A 20,477-nucleotide genomic window follows, 5' to 3' on the forward strand; every position below is an offset into this window, starting at 1 on the left:
ACAATTCGGTAGCTAACTCTTCATAATAGACTAGGTGTGAAAAAGCTAAGTATATAGGAGTTGAACGGAAATCGTGGAGACGAACTGGCAAGAAATTCTCTTTACCTTCTTCGGCGGGTTAGGGATATTCCTTTTTTCAATTAAATACATGGGGGATGCCTTGCAGAAAGCTGCAGGCGATAAATTGCGCTCTATTTTAGACCGCTTCACGACCAACCCGTTCATGGGCGTCTTGGTGGGGATTATCGTGACAATCCTCATCCAGTCAAGTTCAGGGACGACTGTAATTGTCGTCGGGCTGGTAAGTGCGGGCTTTATGACATTGCGCCAAGCAATCGGCGTTATTATGGGAGCGAATATCGGTACAACCGTTACAGCGTTCATCATCGGCCTTGATGTCGGTGCTTACGCACTGCCAATCATGGCAGTCGGTGCTTTCCTCATTTTCTTCTTCAAGAAAAACCAGATTCAAAATGTTGGACAAGTCATTTTCGGGTTCGGCGGCCTGTTTTTCGGGATGGAAACGATGAGTGGAGCGATGAAACCGCTGCGTGAGTTGCCGGCGTTTATCGATTTGACAGTCAGCTTCAGTGAAAACCCGATGCTCGGAATCGTAGCGGGTACAGTATTCACATTCATCGTACAAAGTTCGAGTGGAACAATTGCAATTTTGCAGGCATTGTACGCGGAAGGTATTGTCGACTTGGATGCTGCATTGCCAATTCTTTTCGGTGACAATATCGGTACGACAATTACAGCAGTGCTGGCTGCGCTCGGCACATCAATCGCAGCAAAACGTGCGGCAGCTGTCCACGTATTGTTCAACATTGTAGGGACGATCATTTTCGTTATCTTGCTTATACCGTTCACGGCTTATATCGAATGGCTTTCGGGAATGCTGGCACTTGAGCCGAAAATGCAGATCGCATTCGCCCACGGGTCATTCAACGTTGCGAACACGATTATCCAGTTCCCGTTAATCGGGGCATGGGCATACTTGGTTACAAAAGTAATTCCAGGTGAAGAAGTGCTGATCGAGTTCAAACCGAAGCATTTGGATCCGAACTTTATTGAAGCTTCTCCTTCAATCGCGCTTGGCCAGGCAAAAGAGGAAATTCTCCGCATGGGCCAATACGCAGTCCAAGGTTTGGAAGAATCCTATGCTTACTTGAAAACAAAGAGTAAGAAAAATGCTGAAACAGGTTATCAATTGGAAGACGCAATCAATAACCTTGACAGCAAAATTACCGATTATCTCGTGTTGATATCTGCCGAACCTTTATCTGCCGGTGACTCAAACCGACACACTGTGCTGATGGATACAGTTCGCGACATCGAACGGATCGGTGATCATTTCGAGAACATCATCGAGTTGATCGATTACCAGGAAAACAACCGTGTCATCCTTTCAGAAGACGCAATGGAAGATCTGACGGAAATGTTCACGTTGACGATCGCTACGGTTCAGAAATCACTTGACGCATTAGATACGTCGAACCATGAATTGGCACGTGAAGTAGCACAACAGGAAGACTTAATCGACAAGATGGAACGCAAATTCCGCAAAAAGCACATTTTGCGTTTGACTGAAGGACTATGTTCAGCGCAAGCCGGAATCGTCTTTGTTGATATTGTCAGCAACCTGGAGCGCATCGGCGACCATTCAGTGAATATCGCAGAAGCCATTCTTGGCAACCGCGCGTAAACAAGGACTCCCTTTCATCGCTTTACATTTTTAAAAATGTGGGGCACGATGAAAGGGAGTTTTCTATTTAGGAGGAATAACATGGAAATAATCGGGTGGGTGCTTGTGCTGCTGTTTTTCGCTATCGGGTTTATCGGATTGCTTTATCCGATCATCCCTGCTGTTTTATTCATATTCGGGGGCTTTCTCATTTACGGGCTGTTTTTCGATTTCAGCGATCTGCCTTGGTGGTTCTGGCTGATCGAGTCGCTATTCGTCATTTTGCTGTTTGGTGCTGATATGCTCGCCAATGCGTTCGGCGTCAAAAAGTTCGGCGGATCGAAAGCGGGATTGTGGGGCAGTACGCTCGGACTGATTATTGGTCCGTTCGTCATCCCGATCGCCGGCATTCTGATCGGTCCATTCCTTGGCGCAATCATTGCGGAACTGTTGGTGAACCGTTCGACTCCTAAGCAGGCTGTCAAATCGGGGATTGGTTCGGTAGTAGGGTTTATCACCTCCGTATTCACGAAAGGCATCATCCAGATTGTTATGGTCGGGCTGTTCTTCTTCGTAATCTGAGGTCAGCCAAAAGTCTGATTAAAGGGACAGCTCATGCATTTTGATTGTAACGGCTTGGAAACTTTGATAACCTGTAAAGGTAGACAATTAGACTCAAGGAGGAATTTAATCATGGCTTACGAATTACCGGAATTACCTTACGCGTATGACGCACTTGAACCACATATCGACAAAGAGACGATGAACATTCACCACACAAAACACCATAATACTTATATCACAAACGTAAACGCTGCATTGGAAGGGCACGATGACTTAACTTCTAAATCAGTAGAGGAATTGATCGCTGATCTGGATGCAGTTCCTGAGTCAATCCGCACAGCAGTCCGCAACAACGGCGGAGGACATGCGAACCACTCTCTTTTCTGGCAGTTATTGTCACCTAACGGCGGCGGAACACCAACTGGCGCAGTTGCAGATGCAATCAACAGCAAGTTCGGCAGCTTTGACGAGTTCAAAGAAAAATTCGAAAACGCTGGCAAAACACGTTTCGGTTCAGGCTGGGCTTGGTTGATCGTTTCGAACGGCGAATTGGAAGTTGTATCAACTCCGAACCAGGATTCTCCTGTAATGGAAGGCAAAACACCAATTCTTGGAGTGGATGTGTGGGAACATGCTTACTACTTGAAATACCAAAACCGTCGTCCTGATTACTTGGCGGCTTTCTGGAATGTAGTAAACTGGGATGAAGTTACTAAACGTTTCGAAGCAGCAAAATAATTGTAAAAAATTGAAACTTTGCACACACTTTTTCGTCTGAAAAGGTGTGTGTTTTTCTATGTTCGATGATATACTAACAAGTGCATATTTTGGCGGAAGGAGTGCTCAATAAATGAATACCCCCCAGAAAAGACGTGTATCGCTTGCAAAAGCGAAACTGAAATCACATACCGTCTTTCGGATGAATATCCTCTTTTTCTCCATCTTCCTGCTATTTTCTGTATTGATTTTGCGATTAGGTTATCTGCAGATCGTCAAAGGCGAGGATTACACCCGGGCTTTGGCGCGTACAGAAGAAGTCCCGGTCAATACAAGTGTTCCGCGCGGCCGCATTTTCGATAGTGAAGGCCGTGTCCAGGTGGATAATAATCCCGTGAACGCGATTACCTATACAGCGATGCAGACAACGAAAAGAGAAGAAATGCTTGAAGTGGCCACGGAACTTGCGAAGCTGATTGAAAAAGATCCTAAACGGGTGACATTTCGTGATAAACAAGATTTTTACATCATGCTGAACAATGAAAAAGCAGCAGCAAAAGTGACGGATGAAGAAAGAGCCGCAATTGCTGCTGAAGACATTATAGAAAAAGAGAAAAACCAGAAGATTGATAGGCTCGTGCGCGAGAAAATCACCGATAAAGAACTAGAAAGCTTGACAGCAGAGCAATTGGAAACATTGGCGATTTTCCGTGAAATGACGTCTGGTTATGCGCTGGCTCCCCAAATCATCAAAAATGAAGACGTAACAGACGCTGAATTTGCGCGCGTTTCGGAGAGATTGACAAGTCCGAAATTGAAAGGCGTTAACACGGTTACTGACTGGAAGCGCATCAAAACAAGCGATTTGACGATACTCGGGAGTACAACCACACCCGAACAAGGGATTCCGGCAAATAAACTGGATTATTACATGGCGCGCGATTACTCGCGCAATGACCGCGTAGGCGTGAGCTTTCTCGAACAATTCTATGAAGAAGAGCTGCAAGGACAAAAATCCATCGTCAAAAATATTACCGATGGCAAAGGTCGCGTCGTTGAGACCATCCCCGTAGATGAAGGGAAGCCAGGCAAAGACCTCGTATTGACGATCGATTCCGAAATTCAAAGTGCGGTGGAAGGCATTGTCGAAAAGTATCTGCTCGAACTGAAAGCCGGCCCGAACTCGCAGCTTGTGAAAGACGCTTATCTCGTCATGATGGATCCGAGGACTGGCGAAGTCATTTCGATGGTTGGCAAGCAGCTCGACAAAGATGAGAACGGCAAGCAAATTGTCCGTGATTATTCATTCGGCGCCATTACGGCAGCTTATCCGAGCGGCTCTGTCGTCAAAGGCGCGACGCTTTTGACAGGCTACCAAGAGGATGCTGTCGAATTAAACCAAGTAATGATCGATGAACCGCTGCAATTTCCTGGCGGCGGTGCGATAAAAGGTTCGATTTTTAACCGGACGATGTTCAACCGGATACCGATGAGCGACTTACAGGCGATTGAACGTTCATCCAACGTTTATATGTTTAAAATTGCATTGGCGCTGTCCGGCAATACGTACGAATACAATCGCGGTTTCAGCGTCAGGCCTGAACATTGGGAAACGATGCGCAGATCGTTTGCGCAATTCGGCCTCGGCGTTCAAACCGGCATTGATTTGCCGAACGAAGGCACCGGTTATGCCGGAGACTATACGAAAGTCCAGCCGGGAACGTTCCTGGATTTGGCGATCGGCCAGTACGATACGTATACGCCGATGCAGCTGGTGCAATATATTTCAACAATCGCCAATGATGGATACCGCATGAAGCCGCATGTCGTCAAGGAAATCCGACAGCCTTCAGATGACGGCCAATCGCTCGGCCCAGTTGAGACGGTCATCGAGCCGACTGTTTTGAACCGCATCAATAACACGCAAGAAGAAATCGACCAAGTGAAAAAAGGAATGCGCCTCGTGTATTCCGGCAACTCAGGGTCGGCCCGTTCATTTTTCAACGATGCAGCTTATGAAGGTGCTGGAAAGACCGGTACAGCCCAGATCAATTATTACGATGACAAGAATAGCCCTTTCTATACAGAGCCTTCCGTCAACACAGCACACGTCGGTTTTGCACCATACGACAATCCGGAAATCGCATACGCCGTGATGATTCCCTATATCACGACAGACCCTAGCCGGGTGCCGACGGTAACGCATAAAATTGCCCGCGATGCGGTTGATAAATATTTTGAACTGAAAAACAAAGAATCCGCTGAACCGACTTCAGTTATTAAAGAACCTTATTCAAAGAAAGTGGTTGAAGAAGGAGAAGAAACAGCGGACTGAAAAAAGCGATGGCGGCATTGGGATCCAATGCCGCCATCGCTTTTTTGCGTTTACAATTTCTTAACATTCCCTTTATATGCACTCAACAATGAGAGTTTATAGTAAGTATTGTAAAGTAAACATAAACTTTAGGGGGAAACGTCAAATGAGAATTTGGAAATACGCAATGGCATCAACAATCCTTGGATCTGCATTAGTGCTGGGAGCTTGCGGCGGCGGCAACGCTACTGAACCTGGTGAGACAAGTGGAAAAGCTGGAGAGGCGACAGGGTCGGTAACTGGAGACGGTTCTTCGACTGTAGCACCTATCTTGGAAGGCATTGTTGAAGAGTATGCGGGAGTAGAGCCTGACGTGCAAGTTACTGTTGGTACATCCGGCACTGGCGGCGGCTTCGAAAAGTTCATTCAAGGCGAAACTGATTTCTCAAATGCATCACGCCCGATTAAAGAAGAAGAAATCGCAAGCCTTGAAGAAGCGGGCATCGAGTACACTGAATTGTTGCTGGCGTATGATGGCTTGACTGTAGTTGTCAACAAAGACAACGACTGGATCGAAGATTTGACGGTAGAAGATCTGAAAAAGCTATGGGTTGAAGACGGAACGACGAAAAAATGGTCAGACATCAATCCGGAATGGCCGGATGAAGAAATCGTCTTCTATTCTCCTGGGACGGATTCGGGCACATACGATTATTTCAACGAAGTGATTCTTGAAGAAGAAGACTTGGTCAGCTCGGCGACATTGTCAGAAGACGATAACGTTCTCGTGCAAGGCATCCAGGGCGATAAAAACGCCATCGGATTCTTCGGTTACGCTTATTACGTCGCTAACAAAGATACGTTGAAAGCTGTAACAATCGGTGGAGTTGAGCCGAACAGCGAAACAATCGAGTCTGGCGAATACGCGCCGCTTTCACGTCCGTTGTTCACATACGCTAAGAACGAATCGATGACTGAAAACGAAGCAGCATTCAACTTCATGAAATACACGATTGAAAATGCAGGCGAAATGGCTGACGCAGTCGGCTACGTAGCAGCGCCTGAAGAAGAGTACGAAAAAGACATGGAAGAATTGGAAGCTTTGAAAAAATAAATACAATAAAGTTCTAGTAAAAGGGTGAGCAGCCGCTGCTCGCCTTTTGCGGTTGAAAGGGGATTCGTTATGGGTACATCTGTGCAGGAAATGATCGCGCAGTCGAAAGGCAAGAAAAACAAGAAGTTCATCGAGAAAATCATTCCGTGGATTTTACTCTTGATTGCATCCGTGTCTGTGCTGACAACGATTGGCATTGTATTGACATTGATCATCGAAACCATCACATTTTTCACGCGTGTTTCGGTTTTCGACTTTATATTCGGCACAACATGGCTGCCGTTCTCGAACAAACAAGAATTATACGGCATCTTGCCGTTGATTGTGGGGACATTAAAAGTAACGTTAATCGCAGTAATCGTGGCTGTTCCAATTGGCATTTCAGCCGCCATCTACTTGAGTGAATATGCAAGTGAAACCGTGCGCCGCATTGTTAAACCGGTGTTAGAAGTTTTGGCTGGGATTCCGACTATCGTCTATGGTTTTTTCGCCTTAACATTTGTAACGCCGTTATTGCAGACTTTTTTTCCTGAAATCAAAATCTTCAACGCTATTTCTCCTGGGATCGTTGTCGGCATCATGATCATCCCGATGATCGCTTCGCTGTCGGAAGACGCGATGTCAGCTGTACCGAGATCAATCCGAGACGGCGCCTTGGCAATGGGTTCCACTAAATTTGAAGTGGCTTGGAAAATCATCGTGCCGGCCGCTTTGTCCGGCATCATCGCATCGGTTGTGCTCGCTGTTTCGCGCGCAATCGGAGAAACGATGATCGTATCACTAGCGGGTGGTTCGACGCCGAAGCTAGACGGAGATTTTGCAGGATCGATCCAAACAATGACTGCCTATATCGTCCAGGTTTCAAAAGGGGATGCAGGATACGGAACTACAATCTACTATTCCATCTATGCAGTAGGATTTACATTATTCCTTTTCACTATGCTGATGAACATCCTCGCCCAATACGTTTCAAAACGTTTCAGGGAGGAATATTAATATGAGATATGTCGAACAGGAAAAAGTCGTAAAACGCATGAACGGCCGCTTGGTCGTCAATACGATATTCAAAGGGCTTTTCATGGCAGCAACCTTATTGGCGTTATTGGCGCTCGTAATCTTGTTATACCGCATCGTCTCACAAGGATATAGCCATCTGTCATTAGACTTTTTAACAAATTTCGCTTCACGCTTTCCAGAACAGGCGGGTATTAAGGCAGCGTTGGTCGGTTCGCTTTGGCTGATGGCCGTTGTCGCTCCGACATCGATCATACTCGGCGTCGGTTCCGCCATTTACTTGGAGGAATACGCCAAGCAAAACCGTTTGACGACATTCATCCGCTTGAACATCTCGAATTTGGCTGGCGTGCCATCAGTAGTATTCGGATTGCTGGGCTTGACGATTTTCGTTCGCGCCTTTTCACTCGGCAACAGCATCCTTGCAGCCGGATTCACAATGAGCCTTTTGATTTTACCGGTCATCATTGTCGCTTCACAAGAAGCAATCCGTTCCGTGCCCAAAGAATTGCGCGACGCATCACTTGGCATGGGAGCAACTAAATGGCAAACTGTTGTCAACATCATTTTGCCAGCAGCCATCCCAGGTATTCTGACAGGAAGCATCCTGGCGTTATCGCGCGCCATCGGGGAAACGGCGCCGCTTATCGTCATCGGCATCCCGGTCATCATCCAGTTCCTGCCTTCAGGCGTATTCGATACATTTACAGCATTGCCAATCCAGATTTTCGACTGGGCAAGCCGTCCACAGCAAGAATTCCAAGTGGTGGCTGCAGCGGGTATCATCGTCTTGATGATTTTCCTGCTGATCATGAATTCAATTGCGGTCATTATCCGCAATAAATTCCAAAAACGCTATTAAAGCACTTTATGCGGAAGGGGTTTCAACATGACAACGATTAGAACATCTTTATCAAAGAAAGAGCCTGCACAGAAGGTAGATAAAAAATCCGTATACTTAACAAAACAGCTAAACCTTTGGTACGGGGATAACCACGCGCTCAAGAACATCGATTTGGATATAAAAGAAAACGAAGTAACTGCCATCATCGGGCCATCAGGCTGTGGCAAGTCGACTTACATCAAAACCTTGAATCGCATGGTTGAACTTGTGCCATCGGTCAAGACTTCAGGCCAGATCCTGTACCGCGACCGTAATATTTTCGATAAGGATTACGGCGTGGAAGAATTGCGCACACGGGTTGGCATGGTTTTCCAGAAGCCGAACCCGTTTCCGAAATCGATTTATGATAATATCGCTTACGGGCCGCGCATCCACGGCATCAAAAACAAGAAGATCTTGAACGAAATCGTTGAAAAGAGCCTTCGCGGCGCGGCGATTTGGGAAGAAGTAAAAGACCGTCTCGACGAAAATGCTTACAGCTTGTCAGGCGGCCAGCAGCAACGGATTTGCATCGCACGTGCATTGGCGATCGAGCCGGACGTCATCTTAATGGATGAGCCGACTTCAGCGTTAGACCCGATTTCAACATTGAAAATTGAAGAACTGGTACAAGAATTGAAAAAAGATTATAGCATCATCATCGTGACGCATAATATGCAGCAAGCGGCGCGGATTTCAGATAAAACAGCGTTCTTTTTAAACGGAGAAGTAATCGAATACGACGAAACTGATACGATTTTCTCCAATCCGTCCGATAAACGGACGGAAGACTATATTTCAGGCCGTTTCGGCTAAGACAGGGAGGAATAGAAAATGTCAGTACGCGAAAAATTCGATTATGAGTTAAACTCTGCACAAGAACAATTGATTTTATTAAGCAATATGGCGGTGACTGCCTTGACGAAAGCGGTCAATGCACTTGTAGCGCACGATATCGACGCGGCGCTAGAAGTGATTGAAGACGACGCGGAGATCAACCAGCTGGAAGAAGAAATCAATGACCGCGTAATTTTGCTGATTGCAAAACAATCGCCGGTTGCAACGGATTTGCGCCGTCTGATCGTTATCATCAAAGTGGCAACAGACATGGAGCGTGTCGGTGATTATGCAGTCAATATCGCGAAAGAAACGATTCGCATCGGCAAAGAGGAATTGCTTTCCCCAATCCATGAAATCCAGCAAATGCACGCCTTGGCTACAGCTATGCTGACGCAAGTCATCGAAGCTTTTGTCGAAGAAGACGTGATCAAGGCAAAAGAAATCGCTGAACTTGACGATCAAGTTGATGCCCTTTACGGCGAAGTCATCAATAAATTGATGTTGGCGGGTGCTCGAAATCCCGACAAGATCAACCAGATCACCCAGCTCGCTTTCGTTTGCCGCTATATGGAACGCTCAGCGGACCATGCAACAAATATCGCAGAGCAGCTGTTCTACCTTGTACGCGGACGGCATTACGATTTAAATAAATGAACCCTTTCCCCGGTCAGATGCGCCGGGGAATTTTATTTTTGCAAGAGCCGTTAAAAATCGAAGAATATCGGTAGACTTTCAAGCTGGATGTGCTATAATTATTAAGTCGTATAGATCATGCTTATTTACAACCGATCTTTGAAAGAATTAGGAGGGATACCGATGCGTGTTAACATCACTTTAGCTTGTACAGAATGTAGCGAACGTAACTACAGCACTGTTAAAAATAAGCGCAACAACCCTGAGCGTCTTGAAATGAAAAAATATTGCTCACGTGAAAAGAAAATGACTCTACACCGTGAAACGAAGTAATTGTTTGACTGCCAAAACCTCAAGGGGTTTTGGCTTTTTTCTTTATATAGGACTGTGTTTAGGCAGTCGGATGAGCTTAGCCTTATATAAAGAAAGTCTATTACATAGGAAGGGAAGTTGCGGCTATGGAAAAATCCGTTCAACGGAATTTGGTATTGGCGAAACTGAAAGAAATTGATACAGAAAAACATAAGGAGATGTCGACGGCAATCATTGAGGGCTTGGCTGCGGATCCTGTTTTTAAATCGGCAAAAGTTATCGGCCTGACAATCTCGGCATATCCTGAAGTTGACACGAAGAAGCTTATCGAGCGGATTTGGCGGGAAGGCAAGCAAGCGGCCGTGCCGAAATGTATTCCGAAAAGCAGGGGCATGGATTTTTATATTATCGATGATTTCAGCCAGCTGGAAGTGGTTTACATGAATTTGCAGGAACCCAAAACGTCTATTACGCGCTACGCCGCTCCTAATGAAATCGATTTGATGATCGTGCCAGGCGTCGTTTATTGCCATAGTGGCTATCGCATTGGTTTTGGAGGCGGCTACTACGACCGCTATCTTGCAGGATACAATGGACACACGAGGTCTCTTGCTTTCGGTGTGCAGCTGGTAGAAGCGATCGAAGCCGAATCTCATGATATTCCGGTGGAAGGCATTTATACGGAAAATGGTTTTATCGAAACGGGGAAGGTGCCGCGTTGAAGACGTTATATGATGTGATGCAATTATTGAAGCGTTACGGAACGGTTATTTATACCGGCGATTACCAGGCGGACCTTGAGCTGATGGAAGAAGAAATAAAGGAGCTTTACCGCCTGCAATTCATTTCGCCAAAAGATTATGCAAGTGCTTTGCTGATTTTGAGGCAAAAAAGTTCAAGCCGAAAAAAATAAAATTTCAAAAAAAGTGAAACGTTTTTTGGTTTGAAACGTCTTATAACGGGGAGTCCTATTAATAGAAACAACTTCCCAGTATATCGCAGGTTTGTAGAGTGGACATAAAGGACGCAATAAGATATTGTAAAGTATGATTTTCAATTAAAGGAGGATATGCCGGATGTTTAAAAAGGAATGGCCTAAACATTCTATCCTGGCAATCGCCATCATAGCTACTTGGCTCAAAACTTATGTAACTTATAAAACGAGTTTTTCCATTACCATTGATAATGCATTGCAGGAATTTATATTATTTCTCAACCCACTTAGCCTCTTGTTGCTCGTTTACGGGATTTCGCTGTTCTTCAAGAGCGATAAGCTGAAAAACCGATACATTTTGACGGTCGCGATTATCACGTCGATCATTTTGTACGGAAACGTGGCTTTTTATCGGTTCTTCAGCGATTTTATCACGCTTCCAGTCCTGTTCCAGACGAATAACTTCGGTGACTTGGGTTCAAGTGCTTCAGAAAGTATCTTTTGGACAGACATCGCATTCTTTTCGGATGTCATCATCATTTTTGCTGCCATCAAATTGCTGAACATCAGACCTTCAGCGAGAGACCTTACAGCTGCCCAGCGTAAATCGTACATGATTTTATCAGCAGCCGTGTTGTTCTTTAACCTTGGTTTGGCAGAAATGGAACGCCCTCAATTATTGACGCGCAGCTTTGACCGCGAAATGCTGGTAAAAAATATCGGCATGTACAATTACCATTTATACGATATTTACATCCAATCCAAATCCCAAGCGCAGCGTGCACTCGCTGACGGCTCTGAACTTGTAGAAGTGAACAGCTATGTGCGTTCGAATCAACCAGAGCCATCAGAAGAGATGTTTGCTGCTGCGGAAGGCAAGAACTTGATCGTTGTGACGCTTGAATCTCTTCAATCATTCGTTATCAATAACGAAATGAACGGCCAGACGGTCACACCATTTCTCAACGAGTTGACAAAAGATGAAGATACGATCTATTTCCCGAATTTCTATCATCAGACCGGACTCGGGAAAACATCCGATTCGGAATTCCTTTTGGAGAACTCGCTGTATCCTTTAAGCGGAGGAGCGGTATTCTTCACGCATAGTGGCAACACGTATAATTCCATGGCCGAAAGCCTTGGTGAAAACGGCTATCACACTGCTGTGCAGCATGCCAATACGAAGAGTTTCTGGAACCGCGATATGATGTACCAATCGCTGAATATCGAAGAATTCCAAGACATTGAAAGCTATACAGTCGGTGAAGGTGAAGCAGTGAACTGGGGCATGAAGGATATCCCGTTCATGGAGCAATCTGTTGACCTCATGGCGGAAATGCCGGAACCTTTCTACAGCCGAATGCTGACCCTTACCAACCACCATCCGTTTTATTTGGATGAAGAAGACAAGATGATCGACGAATACGATTCGAATTCGGGCACATTGAACCGTTATTTCCAAACTGCCCGCTATCTTGATGAATCGGTCAAAGTATTGTTCGATGAATTGAAAGCGAAAGGCCTTTATGAAAACTCCGTAATTGTCATGGTAGGCGATCATTATGGAATTTCCGAAAACCATAATGAAGCTATGGGGCAGTACTTAGGCAAAGAAATCACGCCTTACGAATCTGCGCAATTGCAAAAAGTGCCACTTTTCGTGCATATTCCAGGATCAGATAAAGGTTATGTCGAAGAAGAAGTTGGCGGCCAGATTGATCTGCGCCCGACAATCATGCACTTGCTTGGCATAGAAACTGAAAAAGACATGCAGTTCGGCGGCGATCTGTTTTCTAAAGAGCATGAAGAATTCGTAGTGTTCCGTGATGGACGATTTATCACTGATGAAAATGTCTACGCAGGAAATGTATGCTACGACAGTGAAACCGGGGAAGAAACGGATATGGCGCAATGCCAGCCTTTCATTGAGCCGGCTCTGCAGGAACTGGATTATTCCGAGTCGATTATCAATGGCGATTTGCTCAGATTTTACGATGAGAAGAACGGCCAATTGATTTTGACAGAGGAAGAAGAAGCCAAGCTGGAACAAGAGCAGCTCCAAAAAGAAAAGGAAACAAAAGAATAAAGCAAGCTACAACAAAAACCGCTCCAGTGCAATATAGACTGGGGCGGTTTTTTTATGTGTTCTTTTCTGCTCGTTTCAGGCAAAAAGAAAAAGCCGATGCATACGCATCAGCTTTCAGGAATTAGTGCAGGCTTGGCGGATATCCTTGTGTTATGAGAGTCGCTACTGTAAAAGCACCGAAAATCACAAACGTACCAAAGTTAAAAAGGAATCCTAAAATTTCTTTGTTTTTTAAGGTTTGTACAGAGCCGATTGCCGCTAATACAGCAATAAGACCAAAAATAACCATAAGCAAGTTCATCTATGACACTCCCTTCAACATTAACAGCCAGTGCCGTCTTGTTCTCTTTTATTGTAAAGAAATTCCGGATGTTTGTCGAGAGATAATATTGTCAGACCGATGAACTCTGAAATGCTATAATTTAATCGAGGTGAAGAAAATGCTGAAAATAAACCAAATGGAATTAGGGCCAGTCCAGACCAATTGCTACATCATTTCGAATGACGCCAAAGAATGCCTGATTTTCGATCCGGGCGAAGAAGCGGATAAGATTATCGGGTTCCTCCAGAAAAAACAATTGGCGCCAGTGGCGATTTTATTGACGCATGCGCATTTCGATCATATAGGGGCTGTGGACTCGCTGAGGGAAAAATACAAAATCCCCGCTTATCTGCACAAGCTGGAGAAAGAATGGCTGGGCAAGCCCAATTTGAACGGCTCTGGCAAATATTCGATGGTACCTGATTACCGCTTGAAAGATGCGGATATTCTGCTCGATGGAGAAAAGCGGCTGGAAATCAGCGGATTTAAGATGGATGTTTTCCATACACCCGGCCATTCGCCAGGAAGCGTGTCTTATTCGTTCGGACAAGAAGGCTTCGCCATTGTCGGCGATACATTGTTCCGCGGCAGCATCGGGCGGACGGATCTGGTAGACGGTTCAGAGAAGAAGCTCCTGAAGTCGATCCATGACTCGCTATTGACGCTGCCGGAGCATATGATCCTTTATCCAGGGCATGGACCGGAAACCACACCAGAGCAAGAGAAACAATCAAACCCATTCTTGCGCGGTTAAAAAATGCAAAATAAAAAAGCGGCCAAATTTGGCCGCTTTTTGCTTTAGATTTCGTTAATTAATGTCCAGCTCCGGGAATATGGATGAACGTTGTGTAATACGTGAATCCTACGAAGAATACAGTTAAGTAAGCTGCGAAAATGTACATGTACATGCGTTCAGAAATATTTAAGAATCCAAGAAGTACAAAAAATCCAGTGTTAGCGACCATTAATAATGATACTTCCACCATATCGCCTACATAAAACAGAACTGCAAAAATGCCAGTCCACCATCCCATTAATTTGAACATCTTATCCATGGGTAATCCCTCCTTTGCCACAACACAATAATCTCTTATTTATTATATAGGAAACGGAGTGAATGTGTAAACAGCGAGATGACTATTCTTTGTGACAAACAAGTGTATGAATTTTCCAAGGTGTTTCAGAAAGGTTAAAAAATTTGTGGAAAATGAGATTTGGCAGGGATACGGCGATCAAAAATTTATTTTGAAACAATCTATTCCTTTCTGAAAAAACGCTGGTTATACTATGTGGGAACAGGGCGGCGGCCCTTGTTCAAAACTCAGGACAGGAGGCGGCTATGCAGGAAATAGTTGAACGCAGATGCATCCAGCTGCTCACCCAAGCGGCAGAGAGCGGCACCACAGACATCCACATAAAACCCGGCCCAACCGGCTATGACGTCTCATTTCGCACGTTCCACTCGTTGCGGCAAGTGATGAAAATCCCCCTTGACCTCGGTGATCGCATGATTGCCTATTTCAAATACCTTTCCCTTTTAGATATGAGCGAAAAACGAAAACCTCAAACAGGATCCTTTCATCTCCCGATTCAAGAACTTCCATATTATTTTAGAATATCAACGCTGCCTTCTGTTCTAACGAAAGAAAGCATCGTCATCCGTGTGATGGCGGAAGAAGTGGCACGCAGCATCCATGAATTGGCTGCTTTTCGCGATTCAGCACGCTTGCTGGAAAAATTGTCGGAAGCGAACCAAGGGCTGATATTGCTCACAGGCCCGACCGGCTGCGGTAAATCCACGACTTTGTATTCGCTATTGAAGCATTGCGCCGAAAAACTCAACCGCAATATCATTACGCTGGAAGATCCCGTCGAGCGCAAAAACCAGTCGATTCTGCAGATCCAAGTAAATGAAAAAGCGGGGCTCAGCTACGCGGCCGGCCTGAAAGCCATTTTGCGCCATGATCCCGATATCATCATGATCGGTGAAATCCGCGACGCGGACACGGCCCAGATCGCCGTGCGAGCTGCATTAACCGGCCACTTGGTCTTTTCGACGATCCATGCGCGCCATTCAGTCGGCTGCCTGCACCGGCTGCACGATTTGGGTGTGTCGTTTGAAGACATGGCACAAACGCTTATTGCCATTTCCGCACAGCGCATTGTGCCCGTCTACGCGGATTTCGAACAGTCCAGCGCAGCTTACCGTGCGCTCTACGAAATTCTCCATGGAGAGCGGCTCGATGAAGCGCTGCTGTCTGCAAAAAATCAACAGTTGTATGTGTTGCCCGAACATCTGTCATTCGGTGGACAGATCCGCGAGGGGGTGAAAATCGGTGCCCTTGAAGCTTCTGCAGAGAAATAAGCGAATCGTCTTCCGTGACCGCGAAAATTTTCTGTCGCGTTTAGCCGTCCTCTTAAGGGAGGGCTATCTGCTGCCGACGGCGTTGACACTTTTGCTGCCGATGCACACGCCAAAACTGGATGAAGCATTGGACGGAGTCACATCAATCCTCAAAGGCGGAGGCAACGCGGCGGAAATCTTGAAATTTCTCGGCTTTAAAGACAATGTGTTGTTCCCGGTCGAAATAGCCGAACACCACGGGAGGCTTCCGGAATCGATTGACAGCATTTCGAAAAGCTTCTCACGCACCGAACAAGTTCAGAAAAAGCTGCGCAATATTTTGGTTTATCCCGTCTCGCTGCTGTTCTTCACTTCCGGCTTGTTCCTATTTTTCCGCACAAGCTATGTGCCGAACCTTGAAAAGCTGATGGCGTCGCTGAACGCAGACGGTGAAGGATCCGGAGTGCCGGCCTATCTGCTGAATCTGCCTGATCTGTTTATCGGCTGTTTTGCTGTCGCTGGTATAAGCGCGGCCGTTTTTGCGGCAATGCTGAAAAAAAGGGGGCCGGCGCAAAAGATTGAGTGGCTGACCCGGCTTCCGGTGTTGCGCAAAATCATGGTTTTTTATTGGTCGCATCTGCTGTCGCGGGAACTGGGAACGCTGCTCCATAGCGGCATCTCTCTGCAGGAATCGCTGCAGCTGCTGCAAAAACAGAATCACCATTCGATTATCCAATTCATGGCGGAAGTCTGCCACAGCGAAGTGGTGACAGGGGTCCCGCTGTCCGATGCATTGCGGCGGCATCCGTTTTTCGCGCCAGACATGGCGGCGTTTGTCCAGCACGGAGAGATGGCAGGGTTTTTAGGCAAGGAATTGATCCTTTACAGCGAAGTTATGATGGAAAGGATTGAAGCTCAAACGCAGCACCTTTTGAAAATTATTCAGCCTGCATTTTTCATCATGATTGCGGCGTGCATTATCGGTGCTTATTTAGCGATTTTGCTGCCCATGTACAATTTGGTCCACACTATCTAAGGGGGAAATTACATGCGTTTTATTAAAAATCAAAAAGGATTTACACTTATTGAAATGCTCATCGTTATGCTGATCATCACAGTGTTGATCGCCATCGCCATTCCAAACGTCACCAAGCAATCGGCATCGGTCGATGAAAAAGGCTGCAAGGCTTTTGTCCACATGGTTCAAGGGCAAGTGGAATCGTATCGTATGGATGAGAAGGCGGTGCCGACTCTGGCAAGCCTTGTGTCTAACGGCTATTTGAAAGAAGGCGAGACAAGCTGCCCGAACGGCGATACAATCGTCATCTCGGTTGACGGTGTCGTGTCATCGGCAGGCTCTTAAAGCAAGGCGGGTTTACGCTGCTTGAAATGCTGCTCGTGCTCAGTTTGCTGATGACTGTGTCGCTAATGGCCGTGCCATCTTATCAAGCAATGGCGGCGGAAAGAGCAGAATCGCGCTTTTTCGACAGCCTGATGCGCGACATCTATTATGCCCAGAGTGAATCGTATCGAACGAAAGCGCCAGTCATGGTCGTGTTTCGGGAAGCAGAGGGGCGATACGAAGTCGTCCAGTCTTTCAAAGCGATTTTGCCCTCGCGCAACCTTCCGGCAACTGTAAAACTGAAAGCCTCCAGCAATCTGAAGGCGGTGTCTTTTTCTGCTAACGGGTCTGTTTCGGCTGCAGGCACCTTATTATTCGATACAAGCGAAGGCGAGAAATCGCTGATCGTCCATATCGGCAAAGGGAGGCTGGTGTTTTCTGGATGAAAACGGCTTTTCATGGGCGGAGACAATGCTGAGCCTGGCAATGCTTTTCATGATGTTCGGAACGCTGCTGCCGGTGATGCAGCAACTCCAGCAATCGCTCCATGCGAAAAAAGAGCGGCTCGTCGCATATGAAACTTTGCATGAAGCCGCAATCGAGATAGCGGGCTTCGGCATAGCAAGGGGCGAACGCAAAGCCGCTGGCACACTTTATCGATGGGAAATGGCAGAACAGCTTTGTGTTTATTACGATGATTTCCGGAATGAACAGAAAAAGGAATGCCTCGAATGAAACGAGTGGCGGATGAAAAAGGCTTCACGTTTCTCACCTCGCTTTTTGAGATGATGCTGTTGATGATGTTTCTGCCGCTCATCGTGCTGTTTTATATTTTTATGCGAAGCTTTTTCGAAGAAGCGGATCCCCAGGCGGCGGAATGGTTTTTGTTTGCAGGGGAATTGCAAAGCTATTTGTCAGGCGCAGAGTCGCTTGTGATCATCAATAATGGCGCAGGCGTGCGGCTCGTCCAAGGAGGCAATGAATACGACATTGAAAGTTATGACAAGTTCATCCGCAAGCAGAAGTTTCGGCAAGGGCATGAAGTCATGCTGACGGGCGTGAAAAGGGCCAGTTTTTCTTTGGACGGCCATAGCTTGCTGCTGCAGGCGGAATTCACCGATGGCGTAATTTTGGAGGAAGAATATGTTTTTACGCAGCCTTAGATGCGGCAAAGGTTCGATTTATCCAGTATCCGCAGTCTTTTTTCTTTCCGCCCTTATCCTCATGTCGCATGCAGTAGCTGTCTACATTATTCAATATAAGACGTACGACAGTTTGGAAAATTTGCACAGACATGCTACGATACAACTACTAGAAGAAATCGCGCAACATAAAATACCTGAGTAGCAGGATGCAATGGGTGGTAAGATGAAAAGAATATATTTGGTCGGATTTATGGGCTGCGGCAAAAGTGCCGTCGGCAGAAGGCTCAGTTTTTTATTGAAAGTCCCTTTCTACGATATGGACAAGGAAATCGTCCGGCAGACAGGAATGGCGATTCCAGAAATCTTTGCACAGTTTGGCGAAGAACATTTCAGGGATCTCGAAACAGAGTTTTTGAAGAATTTCAGTCACGACAATTGCATCGTTTCGACGGGCGGTGGTGTTTCGATGCGTGAAGAAAATCGCAAAATCATGCGAGCGACAGGGCTGGTACTCTTCCTCGACGCCCCATTCCGGGAAATTTGGAGGCGGATCCACAAAGATCCGAACCGGCCGATTGTCCGAAACTCAACACGGGAAGAGATTGAAGCGATGTTTAAAAAACGGTACCGTTTCTATAAAGAAGCGGCGCATATCACAATCCGCACGGAGTTTCGGACGCTGCGGCAGATTACCCAATACGCCGCGTTTCAAGTGAACCGTCTAAAAGGCGAATGATTTTATTGTATAAACAATAATCATTCGTGTTTGGTTAGTTCTGTTAAAAAAGATTGCGCTTCCGCTCATACAATGTTAGGATATAGACAAAGTTATACTATTCTGTATAACGGTTTGGACCAAACATTTGATTTGGGCGGATGATTGCACGGGGAGAGAACGCGAAAGCGTCGCCGAAGGAGCAAATGACAATATGTCACGAATCTCTCAGGCAAAAAGACTCGTGCAGGACGCATCTCTGGAGAACGCTGCTCAGCAGCTACCAAAGAGGAAAGCCGTAAAGGTAAACTTTCAGGTTCCAGGACAGAGATTTCCCTATTCTAGGGGGAATCTCTGTCCTTTTTTTGTGGAATTTGACATCCAAGGAGGAAGACGAATGGGAGAATTGCAGCGCACCCCTCTTTTTGAGGCGTATTCAAAGTATGGCGGAAAGACAATCGATTTTGGCGGTTGGGAACTTCCGGTCCAATTTTCGAGCATCAAAGAAGAACATGAAGCAGTAAGAACGAAAGCTGGATTATTTGATGTATCCCATATGGGCGAAATTTTTGTGTCAGGCGAAGGCAGCCTCGAGTTTCTTCAGAACCTGGTGACGAACGACGTTTCCAAGATTAAGGACGGCCAAGCTCAATACACGGCAATGTGCTACGAAGACGGCGGTACAGTGGATGATTTGCTGGTCTACAAAATGGCCGACAACGATTACCTGTTGGTGGTTAACGCTTCGAACATCGAAAAGGATTTTGAATGGATGCAAAAAAACGCTGGAGATGGCGTCGTTCTCAAAAACGAATCTGAAAATTATGGTTTATTGGCTTTTCAAGGCCCTATGGCGGCCCAAATTCTTCAGCGGCTGACAGAAGAAGATTTATCTGCCATCCGCCCGTTCCGATTCAAAGCGGACGTTGAAGTCGGAGGCTATCCGGTCTTGTTATCCCGCACAGGCTATACCGGTGAAGATGGTTTTGAAATTTACGCAAGCCCGGAAGCTGTCGTGGCGTTATGGGATAAGATTTTGGAAGAAGGCAAAGAAGACGGCGCGTTGCCAACGGGCTTAGGTGCACGTGATACATTGCGCTTTGAAGCATGCCTGGCGCTTTATGGCCAGGAATTGACAAAAGACATCTCACCGCTGGAAGCAGGCATTAATTTTGTTGTCAAATTGGACAAAGAGCAGGATTTCAATGGCAAAGCAGCGTTAGCAGCTCAAAAAGCTGATGGCATCCCGCGCAAACTTGTCGGCATTGAAATGATCGACAAAGGAATTCCGCGCCACGGCTATAAAGTGTTCGCTAATGGGGAACTGATCGGTGAAGTGACAACAGGGACACAATCTCCTACCTTGAAAAAGAACATCGGCCTAGCGCTTGTCGCCCGCGAATTTGCTGAACTTGGCACAGAACTTGAAGTGGAAATCCGCAATAAACGATTGAAAGCGAAAATAGTCGAAACGCCATTTTACAAACGATCAAAATAATCTCATTTGAAAAGGG

Annotated in this window: 24 protein-coding genes and 1 riboswitch; of the genes, 22 read left to right on the forward strand and 2 right to left on the reverse strand. The window is 46.1% G+C overall.

Features of this window, described 5'->3' with window-relative positions:
• The first annotated feature begins 73 nt into the window (after nucleotides 1-73).
• The 13 genes from AC4EHJ_RS01620 to AC4EHJ_RS01680 all read left to right on the forward strand — a co-directional run bounded on the left by AC4EHJ_RS01620 (nucleotide 74) and on the right by AC4EHJ_RS01680 (nucleotide 13,095).
• Nucleotides 74-1,705 (forward strand): Na/Pi cotransporter family protein, encoded by a 1,632-nt coding sequence (locus AC4EHJ_RS01620; RefSeq protein ID WP_490973853.1) that lies wholly within the window; start codon nucleotides 74-76, stop codon nucleotides 1,703-1,705.
• 81 nt (nucleotides 1,706-1,786) lie between these two features.
• Nucleotides 1,787-2,266 (forward strand): DUF456 domain-containing protein, encoded by a 480-nt coding sequence (locus tag AC4EHJ_RS01625; protein WP_490973854.1) that lies wholly within the window; start codon nucleotides 1,787-1,789, stop codon nucleotides 2,264-2,266.
• A 111-nt stretch (nucleotides 2,267-2,377) separates the two neighbouring features.
• Nucleotides 2,378-2,986: a superoxide dismutase gene (locus AC4EHJ_RS01630; protein WP_490973855.1), complete on the forward strand. Its 609-nt coding sequence runs from the start codon at nucleotides 2,378-2,380 to the stop codon at nucleotides 2,984-2,986.
• Nucleotides 2,987-3,098: 112 nt separating this feature from the next.
• Nucleotides 3,099-5,300, forward strand: coding sequence for a peptidoglycan D,D-transpeptidase FtsI family protein (locus AC4EHJ_RS01635; protein WP_490973856.1), 2,202 nt, complete (start codon nucleotides 3,099-3,101; stop codon nucleotides 5,298-5,300).
• Nucleotides 5,301-5,445: 145 nt separating this feature from the next.
• Entirely contained in the window at nucleotides 5,446-6,393 is a 948-nt protein-coding gene (locus AC4EHJ_RS01640) for a PstS family phosphate ABC transporter substrate-binding protein (protein ID WP_490973857.1), read from the forward strand.
• Nucleotides 6,394-6,462: 69 nt separating this feature from the next.
• Entirely contained in the window at nucleotides 6,463-7,389 is a 927-nt protein-coding gene (pstC, locus tag AC4EHJ_RS01645; RefSeq protein ID WP_490973858.1) for a phosphate ABC transporter permease subunit PstC, read from the forward strand.
• A gap of 1 nt (nucleotide 7,390) precedes the next feature.
• On the forward strand, nucleotides 7,391-8,269 hold the full coding sequence (gene pstA, locus AC4EHJ_RS01650; RefSeq protein ID WP_490973859.1) for a phosphate ABC transporter permease PstA: 879 nt from the start codon (nucleotides 7,391-7,393) through the stop codon (nucleotides 8,267-8,269).
• 27 nt (nucleotides 8,270-8,296) lie between these two features.
• Entirely contained in the window at nucleotides 8,297-9,106 is an 810-nt protein-coding gene (gene pstB, locus AC4EHJ_RS01655; RefSeq protein ID WP_490973860.1) for a phosphate ABC transporter ATP-binding protein PstB, read from the forward strand.
• An 18-nt stretch (nucleotides 9,107-9,124) separates the two neighbouring features.
• Complete coding sequence (gene phoU / locus AC4EHJ_RS01660) at nucleotides 9,125-9,784, forward strand: phosphate signaling complex protein PhoU (protein WP_490973861.1); 660 nt, start codon at nucleotides 9,125-9,127, stop codon at nucleotides 9,782-9,784.
• A 162-nt stretch (nucleotides 9,785-9,946) separates the two neighbouring features.
• A complete protein-coding gene (gene rpmG / locus AC4EHJ_RS01665) occupies nucleotides 9,947-10,096 on the forward strand; it encodes a 50S ribosomal protein L33 (RefSeq protein ID WP_036809376.1) in 150 nt (49 codons plus the stop codon).
• Between the two features lie 125 nt (nucleotides 10,097-10,221).
• Nucleotides 10,222-10,797 carry a 5-formyltetrahydrofolate cyclo-ligase gene (locus AC4EHJ_RS01670; protein WP_490973862.1) on the forward strand — a complete coding sequence of 192 codons (576 nt, stop codon included), beginning with the start codon at nucleotides 10,222-10,224 and terminating at the stop codon, nucleotides 10,795-10,797.
• Nucleotides 10,794-10,988, forward strand: coding sequence for a YqgQ family protein (locus tag AC4EHJ_RS01675; RefSeq protein ID WP_490973863.1), 195 nt, complete (start codon nucleotides 10,794-10,796; stop codon nucleotides 10,986-10,988). Before AC4EHJ_RS01670 ends, AC4EHJ_RS01675 begins: the two co-directional genes overlap by 4 nt.
• A 163-nt stretch (nucleotides 10,989-11,151) precedes the next feature.
• Nucleotides 11,152-13,095: an LTA synthase family protein gene (locus AC4EHJ_RS01680; RefSeq protein ID WP_490973864.1), complete on the forward strand. Its 1,944-nt coding sequence runs from the start codon at nucleotides 11,152-11,154 to the stop codon at nucleotides 13,093-13,095.
• A 121-nt stretch (nucleotides 13,096-13,216) separates the two neighbouring features.
• Here the strand turns inward: AC4EHJ_RS01680 and AC4EHJ_RS01685 are convergent, their stop codons facing one another.
• Complete coding sequence (locus tag AC4EHJ_RS01685; RefSeq protein WP_490973865.1) at nucleotides 13,217-13,396, reverse strand: DUF2759 domain-containing protein; 180 nt, start codon at nucleotides 13,394-13,396, stop codon at nucleotides 13,217-13,219.
• Between the two features lie 139 nt (nucleotides 13,397-13,535).
• On the opposite strand from AC4EHJ_RS01685, the gene AC4EHJ_RS01690 reads away from it, so the two are divergent.
• Nucleotides 13,536-14,171 (forward strand): MBL fold metallo-hydrolase, encoded by a 636-nt coding sequence (locus tag AC4EHJ_RS01690; protein ID WP_490973866.1) that lies wholly within the window; start codon nucleotides 13,536-13,538, stop codon nucleotides 14,169-14,171.
• 58 nt (nucleotides 14,172-14,229) lie between these two features.
• Here AC4EHJ_RS01690 and AC4EHJ_RS01695 read toward each other — a convergent pair whose 3' ends face one another.
• Nucleotides 14,230-14,472: a DUF2626 domain-containing protein gene (locus AC4EHJ_RS01695; protein ID WP_135501257.1), complete on the reverse strand. Its 243-nt coding sequence runs from the start codon at nucleotides 14,470-14,472 to the stop codon at nucleotides 14,230-14,232.
• Nucleotides 14,473-14,756: 284 nt separating this feature from the next.
• On the opposite strand from AC4EHJ_RS01695, the gene comGA reads away from it, so the two are divergent.
• The 8 genes from comGA to gcvT all read left to right on the forward strand — a co-directional run bounded on the left by comGA (nucleotide 14,757) and on the right by gcvT (nucleotide 20,461).
• Nucleotides 14,757-15,782, forward strand: a complete 1,026-nt coding sequence (comGA, locus tag AC4EHJ_RS01700) for a competence type IV pilus ATPase ComGA (RefSeq protein WP_490973867.1) — start codon at nucleotides 14,757-14,759, stop codon at nucleotides 15,780-15,782.
• Entirely contained in the window at nucleotides 15,754-16,797 is a 1,044-nt protein-coding gene (comGB, locus tag AC4EHJ_RS01705) for a competence type IV pilus assembly protein ComGB (RefSeq protein ID WP_490973868.1), read from the forward strand. The genes comGA and comGB overlap by 29 nt, the downstream gene beginning before the upstream one ends.
• Nucleotides 16,798-16,809: 12 nt before the next feature.
• Nucleotides 16,810-17,124 (forward strand): competence type IV pilus major pilin ComGC, encoded by a 315-nt coding sequence (comGC, locus tag AC4EHJ_RS01710; protein ID WP_490973869.1) that lies wholly within the window; start codon nucleotides 16,810-16,812, stop codon nucleotides 17,122-17,124.
• Nucleotides 17,109-17,549 carry a competence type IV pilus minor pilin ComGD gene (gene comGD, locus AC4EHJ_RS01715; protein ID WP_490975597.1) on the forward strand — a complete coding sequence of 147 codons (441 nt, stop codon included), beginning with the start codon at nucleotides 17,109-17,111 and terminating at the stop codon, nucleotides 17,547-17,549. Before comGC ends, comGD begins: the two co-directional genes overlap by 16 nt.
• 25 nt (nucleotides 17,550-17,574) lie before the next feature.
• Complete coding sequence (locus tag AC4EHJ_RS01720; protein WP_490973870.1) at nucleotides 17,575-17,838, forward strand: hypothetical protein; 264 nt, start codon at nucleotides 17,575-17,577, stop codon at nucleotides 17,836-17,838.
• Complete coding sequence (gene comGF, locus AC4EHJ_RS01725; protein WP_490973871.1) at nucleotides 17,835-18,266, forward strand: competence type IV pilus minor pilin ComGF; 432 nt, start codon at nucleotides 17,835-17,837, stop codon at nucleotides 18,264-18,266. Before AC4EHJ_RS01720 ends, comGF begins: the two co-directional genes overlap by 4 nt.
• Nucleotides 18,267-18,471: 205 nt before the next feature.
• Nucleotides 18,472-18,984, forward strand: a complete 513-nt coding sequence (locus AC4EHJ_RS01730) for a shikimate kinase (protein WP_490973872.1) — start codon at nucleotides 18,472-18,474, stop codon at nucleotides 18,982-18,984.
• A 140-nt stretch (nucleotides 18,985-19,124) separates the two neighbouring features.
• A riboswitch (glycine riboswitch) is annotated at nucleotides 19,125-19,217 on the forward strand.
• Between the two features lie 143 nt (nucleotides 19,218-19,360).
• The gene (gcvT, locus tag AC4EHJ_RS01735) at nucleotides 19,361-20,461 is read left to right on the forward strand and encodes a glycine cleavage system aminomethyltransferase GcvT (protein ID WP_490973873.1); all 1,101 of its coding nucleotides are present in this window, start codon (nucleotides 19,361-19,363) and stop codon (nucleotides 20,459-20,461) included.
• Nucleotides 20,462-20,477 lie beyond the last annotated feature (16 nt).

The organism is Planococcus sp. TJ-301 (genome assembly GCF_058268475.1).